The sequence below is a fragment of the Psychrobacter sp. AOP7-A1-24 genome, from assembly GCF_052376235.1.
Classification (GTDB): Bacteria; Pseudomonadota; Gammaproteobacteria; order Pseudomonadales; family Moraxellaceae; genus Psychrobacter.
The window spans coordinates 55654-77552 of the sequence record NZ_JBQSVM010000006.1; the positions used below are offsets into that span (position 1 = coordinate 55654).

Below are 21899 nucleotides of genomic sequence, written 5' to 3' on the forward strand. Positions count from 1 at the left end.
AAGCTACAAACATTAGCGACGCATCATATTGGCAAAACGCTGTAATAAACTTACATCGGCTTCGTTTTTGAGCAATGCGCCATATAATGGTGGAATAGACTTTTCGCCGCGCAGATTTTCTTCTAGCTCGTCCTGAGCCATATCATCAGCAAGTAACAAGGTTAACCAATCGACCAACTCAGACGTTGATGGCGGCTTTTTAAGACCTTGAATACCGCGCAGCTTATAGAAAATATCCAATGCATCATTGACCAGTTTTTCTTGAATATCTGGAAAATGCACTTCAATGATTTGACGCATGGTTGCTTCTTCAGGGAAGTCAATGTAATGGAAAAAGCAACGACGCAAAAACGCATCTGGCAGCTCTTTTTCATTGTTTGAGGTAATAATAACCACTGGACGCTGCGCTGCTGTGATGGTCTCGCCCGTCTCGTAGACATAAAAAGACATCTTATCAAGCTCATGTAGCAAGTCATTTGGGAACTCGATATCGGCTTTATCAATCTCATCAATCAGTAGTACGCTACGCTCTGTACTGGTAAAAGCGTCCCACAACTTACCTGGCTTGATATAGTTGGCAATGTCATAGACCTTATCATCGCCCAATTGCGAATCCCGCAGGCGCGATACTGCATCGTATTCGTACAGTCCTTGCTCAGCCTTAGTTGTCGATTTGACGTGCCAAGTAATCAGCGGCATACCCAAACTCTCAGCAACTTCTTCGGCGAGCAACGTCTTACCTGTGCCAGGCTCACCTTTGATCAATAATGGCTTTTGTAAAGTCATGGCAGCATTTACTGCCAGTTGCAAATCATCGGTAGCAATATAACTACTGGTACCAGTAAAGTTTTTCTTAGTATTATCAGCTGTGGTCATAATCAGATCTCGATTGTTGTTATAGATGAGTTGTTATAAATGGATAGGTCTAAAACATAAATGATTAATACAGAATGAGTTAGTAAAGAATAAATTAGATTAGCACAGCCTGATGCATTGCCAAAATACTCATGCGTTCGCATTTATTAACAATTGTTATGTGCAGTGGATAGTGAACAATTATTTATAGGCCCAATAAACAATCTGGCACAAAAAAAGACACGCAGCGGTGTCTTTTTATTGGGGCATCAAATAGTTTTTAAGAAAATAATTTTGTCTCAACGCTTAGCCTATTTTTATCACTTATCAGATGTATCGTTATCCGGCTTCTTAGCCAATGTACTGCTTTTTTTCAAGCTTACATTAGTGTCAGGCTGTTTGGTTACAGTAGCACCTTCTGGTAAATAACTGCCTGTGGTCATTTGCAACGTGGCCTGCGTATCTTCTGCGCTGCGGCTACGGGCTTTGTCCAAGCTCGATGCAAATGCACTGCGTATCAGCTGCCATAAGAAACCAACAAACAATCCTGCGACCAGTATCACCAATATTGGCAGCATACTGGCAACCGCGCCTGCGTAATCTTTCATCAGCACAGCATAGACTACGCTAATGCTGGCTGGTGCAAGCTCGCTCGGATCACCAAGCGCTGTACCTGGTGCTACCAATACCGCAAACAAAACCATCCAGCTCATACCGCCTAGCGGTTTTGGCATTACACGAGCAACGAGTATCCATAGTACTAATACCAAAACAACACCACCAAGATAAGCATACATTGGCAAATCTGCGGGCGGGACATCCTTCACCATTTGGCCCCACCAAATGGCAATCTCACCGAGAATGTCACTGATAGACTCTAGCGGTAAGCTATATAAAATACTTTTTAACCAGTCCATGCGTGTTTATTTACCTGCGTTTATCGCCGATGACACCATCTGTGTCTAGCGGTATATGTGCGTTCTGTAGAACTAGAATGGGCCCAAGTACATAATGAACTTATGCATTACGTAGGGTGTCAGTTTATCATGACTTTCTATGCAAATACATGTGAGCAAATGTGTCATCGATTTTCTATCGACGATATTTTACAGGTAGCGTACTGATACCTCCTACCACACTTGCTTGCCAACAAGCCTATTAATTATAGATGCTGTCCTGCGATTCACGAGCACGCAGCTCTGCTTGGCGACGCATAACATCCTGCGGCGGCAACTGCACAAAGTAACCTTGAGACTGTAGTTTTGTCAGTACTTCTTCTTTATCAACACGAGCAAGCTTATCCGTTGTCGCCAAGTCCAAATGCATGACGAACTTACTACGACCTAAACCCGCGCGGAAATCTTTTGGTAATACACCAAGCCAGTCTTTGATTTCGTCAGTATCATCAGGATAATCAGGACGCGCAATGTAGATATACATGTCATCATGTTTGGGAAACTTATAAATATCGCAATGCATAAAAATCACCTATCAGAAACTATGCGCGTAGGTTAGCATATTTCAGACAAACACCAGTAGTCGCTTTGCGTTTTGCTATCGTAATTTTTGCCAAAAACACAGATAAAACGCTGATATAGAGAATAAAAAAACTATCATAAAATGTCGTCTATTTGCAGACTCCCCTATCAAAACATCGTTTTTGCCAAATTTATTCATTTTAATGGCTTTGATGACTTGTAAAAGCGCTTTGAACCTTTCATAATAAAAGTGTTTTTCAGGAGAGAGTTTGACGGCATCGATTTTGTATTGAACCCTATTGGTTATACAACACTCGCAATTGCTAGATAACCACCGAAGGCGCATCTACCCTGCCAATCGCTCAGGTAAAAGGACTGAAAAACGCATGTCACTGTTGTTTGATAGTATGTAGTAGCATCACGCTCATAGCACACTACTTTGTCAAACATAAGGCATAACAAATCTGGAGAGTGGTAAGAACGGACGACGTCTTACCCACCGAAGGGGAGAAAATACGCTATTATCAACGATAGGGCTTATATAACTGCTCAAAAATGATGATTCGTATTGAAAATCTCAGGTCACAGGACAGATAGGGCTCAGCTTAAACTGACGTATAACGTCTGTTTGGCTTACGTCTTTATCTTTGCTTTCTGTGTCACCCTTTGATGTGATATTTGCACCTTGCGATATTGCTTCTCGCTACTTTTACGTTGCGCATCATTTCCTACTCTGCCGAGTATGACTGATGTACACATAAGGATTTGTTATGACTGATACCCACTCTCAAGACATCACTTCTCAAAACGCCCAAAGCCAAGCCCCTCAGCGCACCCCTTTTTACCAGTCTCATATTGATAGTGAGGGCAAACTGGTCGATTTTTCTGGTTGGGAATTGCCAATTCATTACGGTTCACAAATCGAAGAGCACGAAGCGGTACGTACAGATGCCGGTATGTTTGATGTCTCACATATGGTTGTGACCGATATCAAAGGCGCTGATACTAAAGCATGGCTACAAAAACTGCTCGCAAACGATGTCAATAAACTCACTACCGCTGGTAAAGCACTATACTCTGGCATGCTCAACGAGCAAGGCGGCGTCATCGATGATTTGATCGTCTACCTGATGAATGCAGAAGAAACTGAATACCGTATTGTCTCTAACGCAGCCACTCGTGACAAAGATTTAGCACAGTTTAATAAAGTCGCTGAAGGTTTCGATATTGCGATTACCGAGCGTCCTGAGCTTGCTATGCTTGCCGTCCAAGGTCCAAATGCTATTGCAAAACTGGCTCAAGCCAAGCCAAATTGGGCGGATACCTTAGCAGGCCTAAAACCTTTCGTTGGTGCTGACTTGACCGGTATCGAAGGCACTGATTGGTTTGTGGCTCGTACTGGCTATACTGGTGAAGATGGTGTCGAAGTCATTATGCATGCCGATGATGCTCCTGCTTTCTTTGAGCAGCTAAAAGCGAATGGCATCAAACCTGCTGGTCTTGGTGCGCGTGATACATTGCGTATGGAAGCAGGCATGAACCTCTATGGTCATGATATGGACGAGACTATCAGTCCTTATGAGTGCAACATGGGTTGGACACTAGCGCTCAAAGACGACCGCACCTTTGTCGGCCGTGAAGCATTGGTCAGCAAACGTAAGCAGTCAAAAGAAGACAACACCGCTATGAAGCAAGTAGGTCTACTATTGACCACACGTGGCGTTTTGCGTGAAGGCATGACGGTGACTATCAATCAAGGCACAGACAACGAGCAGACTGGTATTATCACCAGCGGCACATTCTCCCCTAGCCTAAAAAATTCAATCGCAATTGCTCGTGTACCTGCTAGCTTATCAGAAGATGACAGTGTACAAGTCGATCTACGCGGTAAAGGTAAATTCGTCGATGTACGCGTATTGAAGCTACCTTTTGTCCGTAACGGCAAGCAACAGTTTGACTCTTAGGTCTTATAAATTCTATCATTAGGGCGCGTTGTTATTTTACAAATAACTCTGAAAATAACGACACGCCTACCCTCTATTACTTTTGTTAATTAACCTCTATCACTTAGGAGAGAGACCATGAGCAACATCCCAGCAGAGCTAAAATATATTGCTAGTCACGAGTGGCTACGCCTAGAAGACGACGGTACGGTCACTGTTGGTATCACTGACCATGCTCAAGATCTATTGGGTGATGTGGTATTCGTTGAACTACCAGATGTGGGTGATATCATCGCTGTTGATGACGAAATCTCAGTTGTTGAATCAGTAAAAGCTGCTTCTGACGTTTATGCCCCTATTTCAGGTGAAGTTATCGCTATCAACGAAGCACTAGAAGATGATCCTGAAATCATCAACTCTGACCCGTATGGCGAAGGTTGGTTCTTCAGAATGAAGCCTGACAATATCGCTGACTACGAAGCACTAATGACTGCTGACGAGTACGAAAGCGACTTATAAGCTAAGCCTGCTCTAGTAAGACATTAGAACTTGTAAGACCTCAGCTAGAACAAAGTATTAGCCCCGACTGAACATCATAGATACTGGCGGCAGTTGGTATCTATACTCTCTATTTAAACGACTTAAAAGCCTTTCTAATTAAAAGTACTGGCTCATTGACCATGCTTGTTATTTGAAAGTAGCTTTATATGTAGATCTCCAACAATCATTATCGTTCGATGTTATTGCTTCCAAGCGTTATCTCATTGACTCGTATTGATCACCTATTCGAATCCCAATGAATACGTGTCATCAATAACGACTCAAACTGATAACCCAATTTTCAGCATGGATCCTAATATGAATGCCAACACCGATAATAAAGACCCCATCGCTACGCCAAATCATACGCCGCAGCTACAAGCGTTTCGCGATATCGTAGAATCACGCCGTTCAGTGCGCCGCTTTACTGACACGCCCATCCCTGACGACGTGTTGGCAGATTGTCTACGTTTGGCCATGCTAGCGCCGAACTCTAGCAATCTACAGCCGTGGGAATTTTATGTTATCGATGACGCTGACAATCGCAAACGTGCCGTCAAAAACTGCATGAATCAAAACGCAGCTAAAACATCAGCCCGTTTGATTGCCATCGTTGCTCGTACTGATGTTTGGCACGATCACGCTAAGCAAGTATTGCGCGAGTACCCTGATCAACCAGTTCCAAAAAAAGTGAAAGACTACTACAACAAAGTCGTCACGATGGACTTTTTGCGCGGCCCAGCCAACGTAGTTTCGGCTGCAAAATGGGGTGCAACTCAGGTAGTTAGACGCGCAAAAGGTCCAATTAAATCACCTTATTATACGTTTGAAGACACCAAAAACTGGGCGACCAATAACACCGCACTTGCCGCCGAAAACCTTATGCTAGCATTGCGTGCTCATGGGTTTGACAGCTGTGCCATGGGCGGCTTTGATGAGCCTGCTATGAAGCGCCTACTAGGCTTGGGTGACGATCAGCATATCATTATGATGATTGGTGCAGGTGAACGTGCTGACAATGGCGTTTACAACACCCAGTTCCGTTTTGATCAAACACAGTTTGTGCATTACGTATAACGTACCGCTCACACTATTCCCTTAATTGCTATTTTGTTTATTACTCCCTTAACCAAGGATTGTCATGACTATCTCTCAAAACCCATCGTTTGATACCTTTCAAGGATTATTCAACGAAGCTGAATTTGTCTATCGCCACTTAGGTTCAAATGAGACCAAGCAAGCTGACCTACTCAGCGCTGTTGGTTATAAAGATATGCCAAGCTTTATCAATGACACTGTGCCTGAGCCAGTACGTTTGCACAAAGAGTTGGATTTGCCAGTAGCGATGAGTGAGCACGCTGCGCTTGCTAAATTGCGTACGATGGCAGACGATATCACTGTTAACAAAAGCTATATCGGCCAAGGCTACTCTCCAGTTCGTATGCCTGCTGTCATTCAGCGCAACGTTCTTGAAAATCCAGGCTGGTATACGGCTTATACGCCTTACCAAGCGGAAATCGCTCAAGGTCGTTTAGAAGCATTGCTCAACTTCCAACAAGTATGTATTGATTTGACTGGTCTTGAGCTGGCTGGTGCGTCACTGCTTGATGAAGCAACAGCAGCGGCAGAAGCGATGGCGATGTCAAAGCGTGTGAGTAAAAGCAAATCAACGCAGTATTTCGTCGATGAGCGTGTCTATCCACAAACGCTAGATGTTATCAATACTCGTGCTAAATACTTCGGTTGGGAAGTCGTCGTTGGTGATTTTGAAACGGCTAAATCTGGCGACTATTTCGGTGCGCTATTCCAGTATGTCGGTGCTGAAGGCGATATTAAAGACTTAACAGACGTCATCAGTGCAGTAAAAGAAAACAAAACCTACGTGAGTGTCGTCAGTGACATCATGAGCTTGGTGTTATTAAAATCACCAGCCGATATGGGTGCAGACGTAGCACTAGGTAGTACTCAGCGTTTTGGTATCCCAATGGGCTTCGGCGGTCCACATGCCGCTTATTTTGCTTTCTCTGACAAAGCCAAGCGTTCAGCACCTGGTCGTATCATTGGTGTATCAAAAGACGCACAAGGCAATACAGCACTACGTATGGCCCTACAAACGCGTGAACAGCATATCCGCCGCGAAAAAGCCAACTCAAACATCTGTACCTCACAAGTGTTGCTAGCTAACCTCGCTGGTATGTATGCGGTATATCATGGTCCAGGCGGCGTAAAGCGTATTGCCACTCGTATTCATGCGTTTGCCACGGCATTTGCTGATGCTATCACAGAATCTAACGATAGTAGCTTGAGCGTGGTACATGATCAATTCTTCGACACAGTCGTGGTTGATTGCGGTTCAGAGAAATTGGCTACGCAAATCTTCAAAAATGCAGACAACGTTGGCTACAATTTATGGCGTCTAAGCGATACCAAATTGAGCGTTGCTTTCAGTGAAACCAGCGATCAACAAGACTTCAACACATTGACTCAATTGTTCGTTAATAAGTCACGTGATCTACCTGAAACTGCTCGTATTTCTCTGGATAGCGCACACCTACGTACAGATGACATCTTGACCCATCCAGTATTCAACTCGCATCACACCGAGCATGAAATGCTACGCTATCTAAAGTCGCTTGAAGACAAAGATCTAGCGATGAACCGCAGCATGATTTCACTGGGTAGCTGTACTATGAAGTTGAATGCCACTAGTGAGATGCTACCAATCACTTGGCCTGAGTTTGCCAATGTGCATCCTTTTGCACCGCGTGACCAAGTCACTGGCTATATCGCAATGATCGATAGCCTACAGGATCAATTGAAAGCCATTACTGGTTTTGATGATGTCTCTATGCAGCCAAACTCTGGTGCTTCTGGTGAATATGCGGGTTTGTTAGCGATTCGCCGTTATCATGAGTCATTGGGCGAGACCAATCGTGATGTTTGCTTGATCCCAATGTCGGCGCACGGTACCAACCCTGCTACTGCGATGATGATGGGCATGAAAGTGGTCGTGATCAAAACGGATGAAAACGGTAACGTTGATATCGACGATTTAACGGCTAAATGTGAAGAATATAGCGATCGCCTAGGTGCGCTAATGATCACTTATCCATCGACGCACGGTGTATTTGAAGAAGGCATCCGTCATATCTGTGATTTGACTCACAAGCATGGTGGTCAGGTCTATATGGACGGCGCAAACATGAATGCTCAGGTAGGCATGATGCAGCCTGCAGACGTTGGTGCTGACGTATTGCACATGAACCTGCATAAAACCTTCTGTATTCCACATGGTGGCGGTGGTCCAGGCATGGGCCCTATCGGTATGAAAGCGCATTTGGCAACGTTTATGGCCAACCATACCTTGAGTCCTGTGCACAATGCACAAAAAGACTGCTCGGCAGTATCGGCAGCACCTTATGGTTCAGCGAGTATCTTACCTATTTCGTGGATGTATATTGCTATGATGGGCCGTGATGGTTTGCTAAAAGCCACTGAGCTGGCATTATTGAACGCTAACTATGTGGCAGCCGAGCTAAAAGATCACTACCCTGTCTTATATGCGGGCAAAAACGGCCGTGTGGCTCACGAATGTATCATCGATATTCGTCCATTGAAGGAAGAGACTGGCATCACAGAAAGCGATATCGCTAAACGCTTGATGGATTATGGCTTCCATTCACCAACGATGAGCTTCCCAGTCGCTGGTACACTTATGATTGAGCCAACAGAATCTGAATCAAAAGAAGAGTTGGATCGTTTTATCAGTGCGCTAAAATCTATCAAAGCGGAAGCCATGAAAGCCAAATCTGGTGAAGACAACTGGACGCTAGAAGACAATCCGTTGGTCAATGCACCGCATACGGCTGCTATGATTACTAGTGAAGAGTGGACACATCCTTACAGCCGTGAGACTGCTGCATTCCCACTACCGTACATCCGTGCAAACAAGTTCTGGCCAAGTGTCGCGCGTGTCGATGATGCGTATGGTGATAAGAACCTAATGTGCTCTTGCCCAAGTATCGAAAACTATATGTAATTATTATTTCCGATAGTTATTCTCTGTAGTAAAAAACCTCCAAGTCAGTAGCTGACTTGGAGGTTTTTATTATGCTGACTTTTTATCCATCACATTAGCAGGTAATATTATAAATAAAATAAATGATAAGAAATTAGTGCGATAAAAACTCTTCTTAATAATAAGCTATTTATCCTAAATTTCTGAAGTAACCATTGGACACTGCTATGCAACATAAAGCGCCTAAACAGAAAACTCGTGTCATTCTCATTCATGGACTACATCAAACTCCGTGGATCATGCGACCATTAGCCAAGCGCCTGCAAGCAGCAGGGTTTGATACCCACCAATATGGCTATCGTAGTATGCGTGATGATATCAAAACTAACAGCGCACACCTAAACAGTTGGCTAGAAACAAACCACCACCCAGACCACCCTGTAGACTTGGTTGGGCACAGCTTGGGCGGTTTAATTATTCGCGATTTTGTTGCTCAGTATCCAAAATGGCAAATTGGACGTTGCGTGACTTTAGGGACACCGCATGTAGGAAGTGTTTGTGCCGACTATATCTGGCGATTAACTCCTGCTGTCGTAGGTCGCTCATATGTCGACGCACTAGATGGCACAGTTGCGCCATTGCCCAAACATGTAACGCTAGGCATCATCGCTGGTAATCGACCTTATGGTCTGGGTCAGCTATTTTTGCAATATCACAATCGCAAACTGCGCAAATCTAACAAGCCGCTACTCAACGAGCAGCTTGCACATGATGGAACAGTTTATATAGAAGAAACAAAAATAGAAGCCGCAGCTGATCATATCGTCATGCCAGTTTCGCACACCGGCATGCTAGTGAATCCAGATGTCGCCGAGCAGACTCGATACTTTTTAGAGCATGGACGATTTAAACGCTAGCAGTGACATAAATGCTTTAATGTAAGCTCTATATCTTATCGGGTATTACCTTATTGAATGCTTATTTATTGAACACGGATACCCATGCCCTGCTGCAGTTCGGTTTTATGTTTTTTAATAACTGGAATTAAAGTTTTAATAACCCAGTCGTTACGCCAGCCTTTTAGCCCTTGCGGCAGTTCGCTAACGTCTTTATCAAGAGCAACCACTTCATACAATTGCCCTAGCCATTTTTTACGCATCAATACACTGGCAGGTATACCGATCTCGCGCGCATGATCATCAATCGCCTTTTGTACTGCTTTTGACAACACTTTGTTTTTCGAGCGATACGGCGGTACAAGACAGTCTGGATGCTCAGCAGGCGGTAGACTCTTGGCATCTCTGATTACTTTCAGCAGCTCTTCACCATAGAGTCGCAACATACTACGGTGCATGGTCGTTTTATGTGCCAGCTCTCGCATACTTTTCGGTTTTTCGGTGACAATCTCACGTACCGCTTGTTTTTTTATCACAAAGGTGCGCGGTTGATTGGTCGCACGTGCCAGCTCTTCTCGCCACGTGGCTACCCCTTTTAGTATTGCCATCTCTTGCGAGTTATAACGATAATCTGACATCGTGAGATACATCGCTTCATCTTCGACGTGCTGCGAGTCATATAGATCACTGGCATAGAGCTGACAATCAGCCCAGACATAATCGTATAAGTCTTGCGCCTTAAGCGCATGCTCGATACTGAGATACAGCGCTGGCAAATAACGCACATCATCGATGGCATACTGCTCCTGCTCATCTGTCAACGGGCGCTGGAGCCAATCAGACTGGCTGTGTTCTTTATCGATATGCATGTCTAGCTGATCAGCCAATGCTTGCTGATACCCCATTTGCAATTGACCCGTTAAATAAGACAACGCAATTTGCGTATCAAAGATATTGGTCAACGGTGGACAGCCAGACAACAGGTAAAAAATACCTAAGTCTTCGCCGCAAGCATGCCAGATAGCCACATCTACTTTGCGTAGCGCTTCCCACAGTTCAGCCAGTTGTAGCTGCGGTGCATCCAGCAGATAAACATGATTGCCAGTATTCAGTTGTACGAGTGCCAAGCGCGGATAATACGTGTCACGCTTGATAAACTCAGTATCTAATGCCACACGTCCGCAAGTCGCTAAGTCATCGATGACTCCATCTAACTCACTTTGCTTGCGCACCCATGTGATAGCAACGTCATCAGCAATATCCAACAGTGCATCAATATCTAATACTTCAGTACCTAGCACCTCAATATCAGGCACTTCAACATCTGGAGTATTAGTAGCTGGCTCGGATGGTGTGACTACTGACATTGGCTCAGTATTAGCAGCTTCTTGCGATGAGCTATCATTGATATCAGAAGCATTTGATTGAGCTAATGGGTTTGAGACGTTGTTGGACACGGGCAGATACCTGCATTGATAGGAGAAAATAAAACGCTAAACCGCGCCTTAATAAAATTAAAAGAGAAAACAATAATAAAGTAATTATAACAATTTCAAGAAATGAATTGGGTAAGACTTTGAGGCAATCAAAACGTTATAAAAAAGAACGATTTTGCATAGCTTGACCGAGCGTCATACTATCCAAATATTCAAGCTCACCGCCCATCGGCACACCTTGTGCTAAACGCGTCACTTTATTGACATGACGACTGGCCGCTTCACTAATGAAATGTGCCGTAGTCTGACCTTCGACTGTCGTGCCCGTTGCTAGTATCAGCTCTTCTATAGGTTCTTGTTTCACTCGCCATACCAGCTGATCAATATTCAAGTCATCAGCGCTAACACCATCAATGGGAGATAAATGCCCACCCAACACAAAATAACGCCCACGATAGCCCGCTGTCTGCTCAATAGCCATGACATCTGCTGCCGTCTCGACCACGCATAATAGGCTGTCATCACGTCTAACATCTTGGCATAGCGGACATACAGCTTCATCACTAAAGCTATGGCAACGCTGACATTCGACGATATCACGCATGGCTTCATCTAGTGCTTGAGCGAGTGCCATGCCTTGTGGGCGTTTTTTGCTAAGCAGATGTAGCGCCATTCGTTGGGCACTTTTTTGACCGACGCCTGGCAATATACGCAGCTGTTTGACCAGCTGATCAAATTTGGCTGTAAGCAAAGTAGCTTCCTTTAGTTGACTTTATCTAACTGAATTTATAAACCGTAGCTATAAAAATGGGGTCGTATCATGTCGATAACAACCCCATTTTTGTCTTCAGTACGACATATTTACCGCTTAAAACATACCTTGCATACCTGGTGGCAGACCCATACCTGAAGTCGCTCCAGCCATCGTTTCTTCATACAAATCATCTGCTTGGCGAACCGCATCATTAATGGCAGCCGCAATCAAGTCTTCGATCATATCTGGCTCGTCTTCTAGTAGACTTGGATCGATGGTCAAGCGCTTAACCACGTGACGACCTGTCATCGTTACTTTGACTAAGCCGCTGCCCGCTTCTGCTTGTACTTCTTTATTAGCAAGCTCTTTTTTAGCGTTTTCAACGTTCGTTTCTACTTTCTTTTGCATCGTTTGTGCTTGTTGCATCAATGCTTGAATGTTCATAACTACCTCTTTTGTTTTTTAATAATAAATGATTGATATTTTGCTAATATAAAGCGCTAACTGCAATTATACCGTTATCTTTACAAACTGTCTAAACCACGTGCTAAGTCTTTAATAATATCTTCCACATCTTCCAAACCTACCGACAGACGAATCAAACCATCTTTAACACCAGCTTCGGCGCGAGCCTCAGCAGTTAAACGGAAGTGCGTAGTGGTTGCAGGATGGGTAATCGTAGTTTTGGCATCGCCCAAGTTATTGGTGATAGAGACCATTTGTGTCGAGTCAATCACGTGCCAAGCCGCTTCTTTTGTGTCACGGCTATCAGATGCTTTAACTTCAAAACCCATGATAGCACCGTAACCGTCTTTCATATGATGCTGACGTGTGGCCAGTTCGTGCGCAGGATGATCACTCAGTCCTGAGAAATGTACGGTACTCACATTAGGGTGATTGACCAAAAATTCTGCGACTTGATTGGCATTTTGACAATGTGCTTGCATACGTAATTTAAGTGTCTCAAGCCCTTTAGTGAATACCCAAGCATTAAACGGGCTCATACTGATACCGCCTGAGCGCACCACGGTAAATGCTTCTTGCATCAGCTTGTCGCTACCAACCAATGCACCGCCTAATACTCGACCCTGACCATCTAAATATTTGGTCGCAGAGTGAATCACTACATCAGCCCCCAAGTCCAAAGGGCGCTGTAGTGCTGGTGTCGCAAAACAGTTATCAACGACAAGTAATATATCATTGGCTTTACATAATTGACTCAGATAACCAAGATCACAAATCTGCGCTAATGGATTACTTGGGCTTTCACAATAGATCACCTTGGTATTTGATTGAATGGCATTGGCCCATGCCTCATTATCAAAGCAATCCACATAGCTGACTTCCACACCAAATTTGGCCATATAGTTGTTGAACAGACCGATAGACGAGCCAAATAACTGGTTGGCCGCTAGTAGATGGTCGCCCGCTTTTAGATATGCCAAGCACATGGTCAAAATAGCGCCCATACCAGAGGCCGTTGCAACCGCACGTTCACCGTTTTCTAGTGCGGCTAAACGACGCTCAAAAGTACGTACACTTGGATTGGTATGACGAGAGTAAACATTGCCTGTTTTTGTACCGTCAAAATGAGCAGCAGCATCAGCAGCTGAGCGGTAAACATAAGAGCTGGTTGTAAAAATAGGTTCTGAATGCTCGCCCTCGTCTGTACGATGTTGACCTGCCCGCACGGCAATGGTCTGCATGCCATAATCAAGCCCTAAATCTAAGGCATCGTTACGCCAGTTTGGATCTAACCCATCATTTGATTTTTTTTGGTTCAAACTGCTCTTATCATGGCTTTTCGACTGACTCATAAACGTTCCATTACGTTGGTTGGGATGTTAATTGCTATGTTGGTTGGTATGTTAATTGCTATTATGCTAATTGATATAAAGTGACTGCTTATTCTTCTGATTGTTGACCGAATTCATCAGCGTTATCATATCATGACGACTTATTCCGCACAGCTGGTCTCAAAGAGCAACTAAATATTATTTTTGAATACCAAAAATATACCAATTTGATTACTTAAAATTTGTCACATATACATTTAAACAATACTTAAAAAACAATGATTTCGTGCATCAAATCTAACAAAAATAACGTATTTATAATAGGCAGATATCATAACAGCTGCTAAGCTTAGCGACGATTTGGATTTTGCCTTGCGTAATACAACAACAGTCTGGCAATTCAGCTAAAAAGAGTGAGTTGAACACTTAGAATGATTATTAATCAGTACATTTAGGCTCCTTAAGGTAAATTTGTTATGTCGATGTTCAGTATAGAACCAAGCAGCTTATCGTTGAGTCTAACACTAGGACTGACTTTAGGTCTTAGTGCTTGCCAAAGTTTGCCCAAAAAGCCGCATTTACCGGAAAGCCAAGCACTATCAGCACGTGTAGAAGCCCTGTATTCAAAAGATCAGACGACGCAAGATGAGACTATTAAAACCAGTAGCACTGATTTGGTCTCGGCTATTAGTGCGCAAAAAGATATTCACCCTGATTTATCTGGTTATCATCCAATCGTAACAGGAGCGAATGCTTTTGCCGCTCGTAGCATTTTAACGGATATGGCCACGCGCAATATCGATGCACAGTACTATATTTGGCATAACGATCAGGCTGGACAGCTTCTATTAAAAGATTTATGGGACGCGGCTGAGCGCGGCGTTATCGTGCGTTTATTGTTAGACGATTTTAATAATAGTGCCAAGTTCGATCAGCATTTATTACGCTTTGCCAGCCATCCTAACATTGCAGTGCGTATTATAAATCCTTTGATGCATCGTAAGTTTCCAACGTTGAACTATGTGACTGGTCTACCACGTATCAATCGCCGTATGCATAATAAAAGCATGACCTTTGATAAGCAGATTACCATCATCGGTGGCCGTAATATCGGCAACGAATATCTCAGCAACGACCAAAGCAGCCAATTTGCAGACTTGGATGTCTTACTAATTGGTAAAGTCGTCGCAGATATCGATAACAGTTTTGATAGCTACTGGTCATCGCCCTTATCATTCGACATCGAAACCTTAGCTAAATTCGATAGCGATGTCACACCTGATTTTATAGAGGCGTTAGATAAGCTCGGCCTAGATGAGAAAAACAACGAAGGTAGCAGCTTGACAGTTTATAAAGCTGCAATTCAAGACTCTACGATAGATAGTGACTTGGTTAATAAACGTGTACCTTTTCGTTGGACAGATATGCAGTTTTTGAGTGATGATGTCGGCAAACTAAGCAAAACAGTTCCTGCCGATACTAACTTGGTTCATCAACTGCGCAATCTGCTTGGTAGCCCAACTAAGAAGCTGACAATTATTTCTTCTTATTTCGTACCGACCAAAGATGGCGTTAACACATTGGTTAAGCTAGCTGAAAATGGTGTTGATATTAAGATATTGACCAACTCATTTGATGCGACCGATGTGACAGCCGTTCATTCTGGCTATAGCCAGTGGCGACCTCGTCTGCTTCGTTCAGGCGTCAAAATATACGAGCTAAAATCAACCGCTGCTGAAGAAAAACGTGACAACAAACTGTGGCGAGCACGTAGTCAATCATCGACTAGCCTGCACGCAAAAACGTTCGCAGTAGATGACTATCAAGTCTTTATCGGTTCATACAATGTTGATCCACGCTCTGCCAATATCAATACCGAAATGGGTGTGATTATCAATGATGACGAGCTAGCAAGGCAGCTACACGGCGCGTTGAGCGATAATTTGTTGAACCAAGCGTATGAAGTCAAGCTACTAGAAAACGGTTACTTGCAATGGCATACCATGGAAAAAGGCGAAAAAGTAGTCTACGACTCAGAGCCACGAGTAGATATGAGTGACCATGTTTGGTTGACCATTATGTCTTGGTTACCTATTGACTGGCTGCTGTAGATACTCAGTTTTTTAAATTAAAAAAACTCTAGAACACTTAATTTTGTAATTCAGTTGTATTAAGTAAGCAAAGTACCACTCAAAGAATTTTATTTAAGACACCCAACCTATTGTTTCGGCAAATCATTTTTTATATATCTTGATTTGCCGTTTTTACCATGGTCGGTTATCCAAATGATGATCGTCCTAATGACCGTTTTACTCTGTGGATATGTGATTTATTATGCCGTCTCGTTCTCAATACGCCTTGATGTCTACTAAAGACAGAAACACAGTGATGTTCATTAGCCTCATCAGCGCTGTGATATTTTTCGATTTTTTGATTTATTTGTACATCTCAGATATTGTGACAGCAGCAATTTTTCCTGCTAATGCTGACCCTAGAGTTGCTAAGTTGCAAGGGATGGGGCTTTTTGTCATTGGTTATTTAGCACGTCCAATTGGAGGAATTCTCTTTGGTCGTTATGGCGACATAAAAGGTAGAAAACCAGTTTTATTGCTAAGTATAATAGTCACCGCATGCAGTCTTCTAGCCATGGCATTTTTGCCAACTTATGCACAATGGGGTATCGTTGCCCCTGTTTTGTTCATTTTATTGAGAATAATACAGGGAATGGCATACGGACTCTATGTTCCCTTATCTTGGGTGTTTGTAGCGGAGCATGTGCCCAGGCAGTATCTATCAGTAGCCTGTAGCTATGTTACAGCCAGCTTCTTTGTCGGCGTATTGTTTTCAAATACATTTTTTATGTGGCTCTCTAGCTTTATGACGACAGCTGAGTTAACTGAATATGGATGGCGCTTACCATTTTTAGTTGCTGCTGTACTAAGTGCTTTGCCATTATTAGTGTGGCGGATGGTTGGAGAGACGCCTTTTTTCTTGGCGCTCGTAAAACCGAAGACGGGCAAAAATTCAGGCAAACCGCTGACCTTACTTTTTAAACACTGTAAACATTCCATCTTCATTGGTATGGTGCTGACACTAGTCATCTCTAGTATTTCTACGGTTATCGTTTTACTATTACCAGATTTAATAGAGATCAACTTCTCATTGGACAGTGATATATTTGGATTTTCTCATAGCTTGGCGATCATATTTATAATTTTTGGCTGTATATTTTATGGGATGATTTCTAATCATGAGAATTTTGGTAAAGTGTTGGTAATCGGTTCGATTTTGCTGATTGCCCAAATGCTGGCGTTCTTTTACCATCTGCAAGCAGGCGGTGACTATATCCTGATTATGTATGCGATTTTAGGCTTCTGTGCTGGCGTGATTGGTATGGTTCCTGCTATCTTGATAGAGCTTTTTCCGACCAATGTACGTCTCACCGGCGTCGCTTTTTGCAATAATGTCACACAGGGTATTATTGGCGTTTTGATACCATTTGGTCTTGGTTACGCCACAACTTTAATAAGCTTCTCGCCAGCACTATACATTGCCTTCATTGGCTTTATCGGTATTATCATGGGGCTCTATTTTTATAACCTGCCTGAATTGAAAAAGATTGACCATGTTATTTTATAGGTAAATAATCAATTACCGCTTCGCATAATGCTTGAAGCGCTTGAAACTTTTGAAAATAAGGTGCAATGGTATATCTCATCCATTGCACCTTCTCCATTTATTTAAGACACAAATATTAAGGCTTAACCATTATGGTTGATATGACCAATAAACGTCTCTCAGTTGCGCCGATGATCGATTGGACTACCACAGATTATCGCTATTTTGCGCGGTTGTTTAATCCGCATACCTATCTATATACTGAAATGATCAGTACTGGTGCATTGATACATGGCAATAGAGCGCGGCATTTGCGCTTTGATACGCTTGAGCATCCTCTTGTATTGCAGCTGGGCGGTGCAGATATCGATGAGATGACGCAGTGTGCGGAGTTTGCTCAGCAACATGGCTACGATGAAGTCAATATTAATGTCGGTTGCCCTTCAGATCGCGTACAGCACAACAAGATAGGTGCTTGTTTGATGGCTGAGCCTAAGATCGTTGCTGACTTAGTCAAGCATATGCAAGCCGCAGTCGATATTCCAGTGACGGTAAAACATCGTATTGGTATTGACGACTTTGATAGTTACGAGTTTATGGTAAATTTTGTGCAGACAGTTGCAGCGGCAGGCTGTACCCGCTTTATCGTACATGCGCGTACGGCATGGTTGCAAGGGCTCAGCCCTAAGCAGAACCGCGAGATACCACCGCTACGTTATGATGATGTGTACCGTCTAAAGCAGGACTTTCCTGAGTTAGATATCGAAATCAACGGCGGTATCGATACAGTTGAAGATATAAAAATGCACTTACAGCACATCGATGGTGTGATGATTGGTCGAGCGTTTTATCACAACCCATATCTATTAGCAGAAGCCAATAGCTTATGGGGAGAGGCAAACCTTGAGACGATACCAAAGCGCTCGGAGATTTTAGCGCAGCTTTACCCATATCTCGAAGAACAAATCGGAAAAGGCGAAGCGTTGCCGACGATGACACGGCATTATTTAGGATTATTCCAAGGCTTGATGGGCGCACGTAAATGGCGCCAAGCCTTAAGTGGTAAACCTCAGCTGACAATTGATGATATTAAACGAGCTGCTGATGAAGTATTATCGTTAAATCCTGATGCGTAATTCTGATGCGCAGCTGGATTTTGATATCTAATTAGCCCGATAAAACATATATGCTAGCCATCGTTGTGACTAGCATCTCATCTATGCGACTTGCGCAATATACTGCCACATTGCTGCACCGTTATTAACAACGTGTAGCACGATTGGCAGTAATAGCGAGCCTGACTTGATACGGGCATAGCAAAATATCAATGCCAATACCATGATGGTACTAATCTCATAAATACCATACTGCACATGGATAACGGCGAAGATCAAACTTGTCACAATGCTGGCGACAATCGCACCATAGTTTTTTGAATATGGTGGTGCTGTAAACTGTTCCGCAATAGCAGACCACAATATACCGCGAAAGACCACCTCTTCGTAAATTGGTGCGACGACGACCATTGCAAAGATTAATAGCCAAACCGAACTGACTGACTGATAGAGCGGATCAACGAACACCAACGGCGCCATATCAAGTACATACGTCAGCGACTGACTGGCAATCATAAATATCAGCAGTAACCCAAGCATTCCTATGCCCACCGATAGTAAGAACGGCTTTAAGGCTAGATATTGACGCAGACTACCACCTTTCAAACGAATGATAAGTACGCTAATTGCCATCAGCAATACACTGCCGATGAGTATAGACAGGCTCACTACTGTTCCGTCATTACTACCAAAAAAGAATATCCGCCCTATCGATGTTTTTTCATCGGCAGGTAACACCAGCTTGCCAGCGATATAAATACCTATCAACTGACTGATAAAAAATGCAAGTACCATTCCTACGGTTAGCACGAATGCACCCACGCGCGAAAATAGTGGCATAGGCTTAGGTGAAGCGGTTGCACCAGATGGAACAATTACGTTTTTTGGCATAAAGGTATCACTTAAAAATGCTCTGGCGGCTCATATCGATTACAAGCACAACTAATGATATGCGGCGTTTATGTTGACAGTTGCTGCTTAATCAATCCTAAAACCTGCGTTGAGACAGATTCTGGATGTTCAAGCGGAAACATATGTCCTCCTTCATGAGTTTCGTAAGGAATACCTAGGCGCGATTTTATCTGCTGCGGAAAGCGACGTTTTAAAAAGATACTGTCTTGACCAATAATTAAAGTCACAGGCACTTTAGGGCCATGATTTGGTGCAAGCCAATACCAAGACGGATTGGTACGGAACACAGCGACCTCATTGGCTTTAGGGATAGCTAGCGTCACTTTACCATCCGCACGCTCATGCAAGCCGTGATCGATGTATCCTTGAAAGCTACGCTCATCAAAGTTTTTGAAAAATCCTTTATGTCGCATTTTTTCGTACGCATCGTCGCGGCTATCCCACACATCACGGCGATGCTTTGACACGCCAGCTGGTGATAGTTTGTCCATCAGACGATTATTCATCAGCGGTAATCTATCTGCTGTCTTTGCCAAATGCCACAACAAACTAACTTTGCCATAAATCCAAGGCGGATCCATAAGCACCGCTTGTGCAAATAGCTCAGGCTGACGATACGTGGCCTGCATCGTACACATAGCCCCAAGTGAATGCCCCACTCCTACTACCTGTGCGACGCTGTGCTTTTCGCAGGCATTTTCCACGCTATCAATGATTTGCTGCGTCAGACTACGCCAATGATCATCCACTGGATAATCGGGCGTATCACCCAACATTGCAATATACTCAATCGTAAAAAACTCTGATAAGCCTTGGAAAAATGGCTCATATACAGCGCTTGGCATTCCATTAGCATGAGCAAAATGAAGCACAGGTTTGTTGGTTATTTTAGAGACAGGTAGTGCAGCAAAAGACCGCAAATTTATTTCATCACTCATGATAGACTCTCGTGGGATCGTTTATGTTGTATATTATTTTTAATGATTGAACCTTGTAGCATTATCAAAAAAACAGCTTTAAAACCAACCTCATCAAAACTAGTAACGTTTATATAGCAAATTTGACGACCGTATTTGGCCTCTAACTGCATAGCTGTATCGCACTAGCTAGGGTTGAATAGCTATTTCAATTACGTAGTTGCCCTAATCAAGCTATCACTGGATCAAAGGTTTTTCTATTTGGTATTGCATACAATTAAGGCTGAGCACAATTATATGCTCAGCCTTAACAATCATACACATTATACTTAAAACATAAAACGCTTAACGCATCTGCCCAGTGTTGCTTTCTTGTGGTAATACATCAAGACTAACGCTAGAGCCGATACCTGCACCTAACTTCACTGCAAAACGATCCATAAACATTTGGAAAGGATCAGCTGGACTATAGCTAATGATGGTATCAAGGTCTAGTTGTTTACTCAGACTTGTAATACTACCTGTTTCGTCTGCCAAACCTAGTTCAATAGACTGCTCACCTGTCCAGAATAACCCTGAAAACAGTTTATTTTGCTCAGGATTTTTCAGACGATCGCCGCGACCTTCTTTGACAGCATTGATGAAATGCTTATGCGTGTTGGCAAGCACCCCTTCAACGTGCTTTTCTTCGTAGTCAGTCAACGGACGTGACAAGCTTAAGATATCTTTATACTCACCAGCCGTAATTGTACGATCTTCTACGCCAACTTTATCCATCAAGCCTTCAACATTATAGCTTGGCATGATAACCCCGATCGAGCCAACCAAACTTGAAGGATTGACATAAATCTCATCTGCAGCAGACGCAATATAATAAGCACCTGAAGCACCGATATCACCAATGACAGCATAAAGCTTTTTGTCTGGGTATTCTTGGCGTAATTCCATCATGGTCTGCCAAATCTCATCAGACTGTACTGGTGAACCGCCAGGTGAGTTGATATCTAATGCCACTGCTTTTGAGTTACTGCTTGCAAAAGCATCTCTCAACGCTTCGTTAACATCGTACGCATTCGCCACATCATCATTACTGATGACGCCTTGTAGCTCAACCACTGCCAAATGCGGATCGCTAGTATCGACTGCATCCATACCTGTTGGCGCACTGCTACAACCACGACCAAGGGTCAAAAATATCAACAGGATATAACCAAAGGTCAGTAGTTTAAAAAAGATACTCCAGCGACGGGCGCGGCGTTGCTCAACCACACTTGCTAACAATGTGTTTTCTAGCACTTTCCATTCTTGTCCACTTGGCGGGCTTGGTTGCTGCTGTTGCGTTGGCTGATTTGCCGAGTTATCAGGACGTTTGTTAGGGTCTGGTGGCCAGTTGGGCATATAACTTCCTAAGTTAGAAACAATCTAAAACAATAAAATGAGGTTATCGAGAAATACAGTTATAACAGTGGTGTATACCTGACACTTTCTCACAGTACCAGTGACTCGTATTAATAGTCAGCTACCTATGTTAATAGTGAGTGACCTGTATTAATAGGCTGCTAAGTATGGTGGTATTTCAATAATGGTTCAATAGTATAACTGTGAAATATCACTATATTGT

The 21899-nt window shown here is 43.3% G+C and carries 18 protein-coding genes and 2 riboswitches; of the genes, 8 read left to right on the top strand and 10 right to left on the bottom strand.

The annotated features are described in order from the left end of the window. Positions 1-12 precede the first annotated feature (12 nt). The 3 genes from ACT3QQ_RS03660 to ACT3QQ_RS03670 all read right to left on the bottom strand — a co-directional run bounded on the left by ACT3QQ_RS03660 (position 13) and on the right by ACT3QQ_RS03670 (position 2334). The gene (locus ACT3QQ_RS03660; protein ID WP_444526963.1) at positions 13-876 is read right to left on the bottom strand and encodes an AAA family ATPase; all 864 of its coding nucleotides are present in this window, start codon (positions 874-876) and stop codon (positions 13-15) included. Positions 877-1175: 299 nt separating this feature from the next. Beyond that, positions 1176-1772, bottom strand: a complete 597-nt coding sequence (locus tag ACT3QQ_RS03665) for a hypothetical protein (protein WP_444526964.1) — start codon at positions 1770-1772, stop codon at positions 1176-1178. A gap of 241 nt (positions 1773-2013) precedes the next feature. After that, entirely contained in the window at positions 2014-2334 is a 321-nt protein-coding gene (locus ACT3QQ_RS03670; protein WP_444523046.1) for a YcgL domain-containing protein, read from the bottom strand. 247 nt (positions 2335-2581) lie between these two features. Then, positions 2582-2721, top strand: a riboswitch (glycine riboswitch). Positions 2722-2787: 66 nt separating this feature from the next. Further along, positions 2788-2936: riboswitch (glycine riboswitch) on the top strand. Between the two features lie 167 nt (positions 2937-3103). On the opposite strand from ACT3QQ_RS03670, the gene gcvT reads away from it, so the two are divergent. The 5 genes from gcvT (at position 3104) to ACT3QQ_RS03695 (ending at position 9751) form a co-directional block, all read left to right on the top strand. Then, positions 3104-4297 carry a glycine cleavage system aminomethyltransferase GcvT gene (gene gcvT, locus ACT3QQ_RS03675; protein WP_444526965.1) on the top strand — a complete coding sequence of 398 codons (1194 nt, stop codon included), beginning with the start codon at positions 3104-3106 and terminating at the stop codon, positions 4295-4297. A gap of 117 nt (positions 4298-4414) precedes the next feature. Continuing rightward, entirely contained in the window at positions 4415-4795 is a 381-nt protein-coding gene (gene gcvH / locus ACT3QQ_RS03680) for a glycine cleavage system protein GcvH (RefSeq protein ID WP_444526966.1), read from the top strand. Positions 4796-5134: 339 nt separating this feature from the next. Next, complete coding sequence (locus tag ACT3QQ_RS03685; protein WP_444526967.1) at positions 5135-5893, top strand: nitroreductase family protein; 759 nt, start codon at positions 5135-5137, stop codon at positions 5891-5893. 64 nt (positions 5894-5957) lie between these two features. After that, a complete protein-coding gene (gcvP, locus tag ACT3QQ_RS03690; protein WP_444526968.1) occupies positions 5958-8855 on the top strand; it encodes an aminomethyl-transferring glycine dehydrogenase in 2898 nt (965 codons plus the stop codon). Positions 8856-9061: 206 nt separating this feature from the next. Beyond that, positions 9062-9751, top strand: coding sequence for an esterase/lipase family protein (locus tag ACT3QQ_RS03695; protein WP_444526969.1), 690 nt, complete (start codon positions 9062-9064; stop codon positions 9749-9751). 65 nt (positions 9752-9816) lie between these two features. Here ACT3QQ_RS03695 and ACT3QQ_RS03700 read toward each other — a convergent pair whose 3' ends face one another. From ACT3QQ_RS03700 to ACT3QQ_RS03715, 4 genes are all read right to left on the bottom strand, one after another. Next, entirely contained in the window at positions 9817-11187 is a 1371-nt protein-coding gene (locus ACT3QQ_RS03700) for a ribonuclease D (protein WP_444526970.1), read from the bottom strand. A gap of 136 nt (positions 11188-11323) precedes the next feature. Further along, complete coding sequence (gene recR, locus ACT3QQ_RS03705) at positions 11324-11917, bottom strand: recombination mediator RecR (RefSeq protein ID WP_444523053.1); 594 nt, start codon at positions 11915-11917, stop codon at positions 11324-11326. 117 nt (positions 11918-12034) lie between these two features. Continuing rightward, positions 12035-12364, bottom strand: coding sequence for a YbaB/EbfC family nucleoid-associated protein (locus tag ACT3QQ_RS03710; RefSeq protein WP_444523054.1), 330 nt, complete (start codon positions 12362-12364; stop codon positions 12035-12037). An 80-nt stretch (positions 12365-12444) separates the two neighbouring features. Then, positions 12445-13737, bottom strand: a complete 1293-nt coding sequence (locus ACT3QQ_RS03715) for an O-succinylhomoserine sulfhydrylase (RefSeq protein ID WP_444526971.1) — start codon at positions 13735-13737, stop codon at positions 12445-12447. A gap of 455 nt (positions 13738-14192) precedes the next feature. Here ACT3QQ_RS03715 and ACT3QQ_RS03720 point away from each other — a divergent pair, with 455 nt between their 5' ends. The 3 genes from ACT3QQ_RS03720 to dusA all read left to right on the top strand — a co-directional run bounded on the left by ACT3QQ_RS03720 (position 14193) and on the right by dusA (position 18470). Next, positions 14193-15827 (top strand): phospholipase D family protein, encoded by a 1635-nt coding sequence (locus ACT3QQ_RS03720; RefSeq protein WP_444526972.1) that lies wholly within the window; start codon positions 14193-14195, stop codon positions 15825-15827. Positions 15828-16050: 223 nt separating this feature from the next. After that, entirely contained in the window at positions 16051-17355 is a 1305-nt protein-coding gene (locus ACT3QQ_RS03725; RefSeq protein WP_444521654.1) for an MFS transporter, read from the top strand. A gap of 131 nt (positions 17356-17486) precedes the next feature. Next, entirely contained in the window at positions 17487-18470 is a 984-nt protein-coding gene (dusA, locus tag ACT3QQ_RS03730) for a tRNA dihydrouridine(20/20a) synthase DusA (protein ID WP_444526973.1), read from the top strand. Between the two features lie 81 nt (positions 18471-18551). Here the strand turns inward: dusA and ACT3QQ_RS03735 are convergent, their stop codons facing one another. The 3 genes from ACT3QQ_RS03735 to sppA all read right to left on the bottom strand — a co-directional run bounded on the left by ACT3QQ_RS03735 (position 18552) and on the right by sppA (position 21676). Beyond that, positions 18552-19340 carry a lysostaphin resistance A-like protein gene (locus ACT3QQ_RS03735; RefSeq protein WP_444526974.1) on the bottom strand — a complete coding sequence of 263 codons (789 nt, stop codon included), beginning with the start codon at positions 19338-19340 and terminating at the stop codon, positions 18552-18554. A 68-nt stretch (positions 19341-19408) separates the two neighbouring features. After that, entirely contained in the window at positions 19409-20299 is an 891-nt protein-coding gene (locus ACT3QQ_RS03740) for an alpha/beta fold hydrolase (RefSeq protein ID WP_444526975.1), read from the bottom strand. A gap of 324 nt (positions 20300-20623) precedes the next feature. Beyond that, the gene (sppA, locus tag ACT3QQ_RS03745) at positions 20624-21676 is read right to left on the bottom strand and encodes a signal peptide peptidase SppA (protein ID WP_444526976.1); all 1053 of its coding nucleotides are present in this window, start codon (positions 21674-21676) and stop codon (positions 20624-20626) included. Between the last annotated feature and the right edge of the window lie 223 nt (positions 21677-21899).

Bases quoted from the DNA above. Each gene is read 5' to 3' on its own strand.
- ACT3QQ_RS03660 (WP_444526963.1), bottom strand. From the start codon at position 876: ATGACCACAGCTGATAATACTAAGAAAAACTTTACTGGTACCAGTAGT.
- ACT3QQ_RS03665 (WP_444526964.1), bottom strand. From the start codon at position 1,772: ATGGACTGGTTAAAAAGTATTTTATATAGCTTACCGCTAGAGTCTATC.
- ACT3QQ_RS03670 (WP_444523046.1), bottom strand. From the start codon at position 2,334: ATGCATTGCGATATTTATAAGTTTCCCAAACATGATGACATGTATATC.
- gcvT (WP_444526965.1), top strand. From the start codon at position 3,104: ATGACTGATACCCACTCTCAAGACATCACTTCTCAAAACGCCCAAAGC.
- gcvH (WP_444526966.1), top strand. From the start codon at position 4,415: ATGAGCAACATCCCAGCAGAGCTAAAATATATTGCTAGTCACGAGTGG.
- ACT3QQ_RS03685 (WP_444526967.1), top strand. From the start codon at position 5,135: ATGAATGCCAACACCGATAATAAAGACCCCATCGCTACGCCAAATCAT.
- gcvP (WP_444526968.1), top strand. From the start codon at position 5,958: ATGACTATCTCTCAAAACCCATCGTTTGATACCTTTCAAGGATTATTC.
- ACT3QQ_RS03695 (WP_444526969.1), top strand. From the start codon at position 9,062: ATGCAACATAAAGCGCCTAAACAGAAAACTCGTGTCATTCTCATTCAT.
- ACT3QQ_RS03710 (WP_444523054.1), bottom strand. From the start codon at position 12,364: ATGAACATTCAAGCATTGATGCAACAAGCACAAACGATGCAAAAGAAA.
- ACT3QQ_RS03715 (WP_444526971.1), bottom strand. From the start codon at position 13,737: ATGAGTCAGTCGAAAAGCCATGATAAGAGCAGTTTGAACCAAAAAAAA.
- ACT3QQ_RS03720 (WP_444526972.1), top strand. From the start codon at position 14,193: ATGTCGATGTTCAGTATAGAACCAAGCAGCTTATCGTTGAGTCTAACA.
- ACT3QQ_RS03725 (WP_444521654.1), top strand. From the start codon at position 16,051: ATGCCGTCTCGTTCTCAATACGCCTTGATGTCTACTAAAGACAGAAAC.
- dusA (WP_444526973.1), top strand. From the start codon at position 17,487: ATGGTTGATATGACCAATAAACGTCTCTCAGTTGCGCCGATGATCGAT.
- ACT3QQ_RS03735 (WP_444526974.1), bottom strand. From the start codon at position 19,340: ATGCCAAAAAACGTAATTGTTCCATCTGGTGCAACCGCTTCACCTAAG.
- ACT3QQ_RS03740 (WP_444526975.1), bottom strand. From the start codon at position 20,299: ATGAGTGATGAAATAAATTTGCGGTCTTTTGCTGCACTACCTGTCTCT.
- sppA (WP_444526976.1), bottom strand. From the start codon at position 21,676: ATGCCCAACTGGCCACCAGACCCTAACAAACGTCCTGATAACTCGGCA.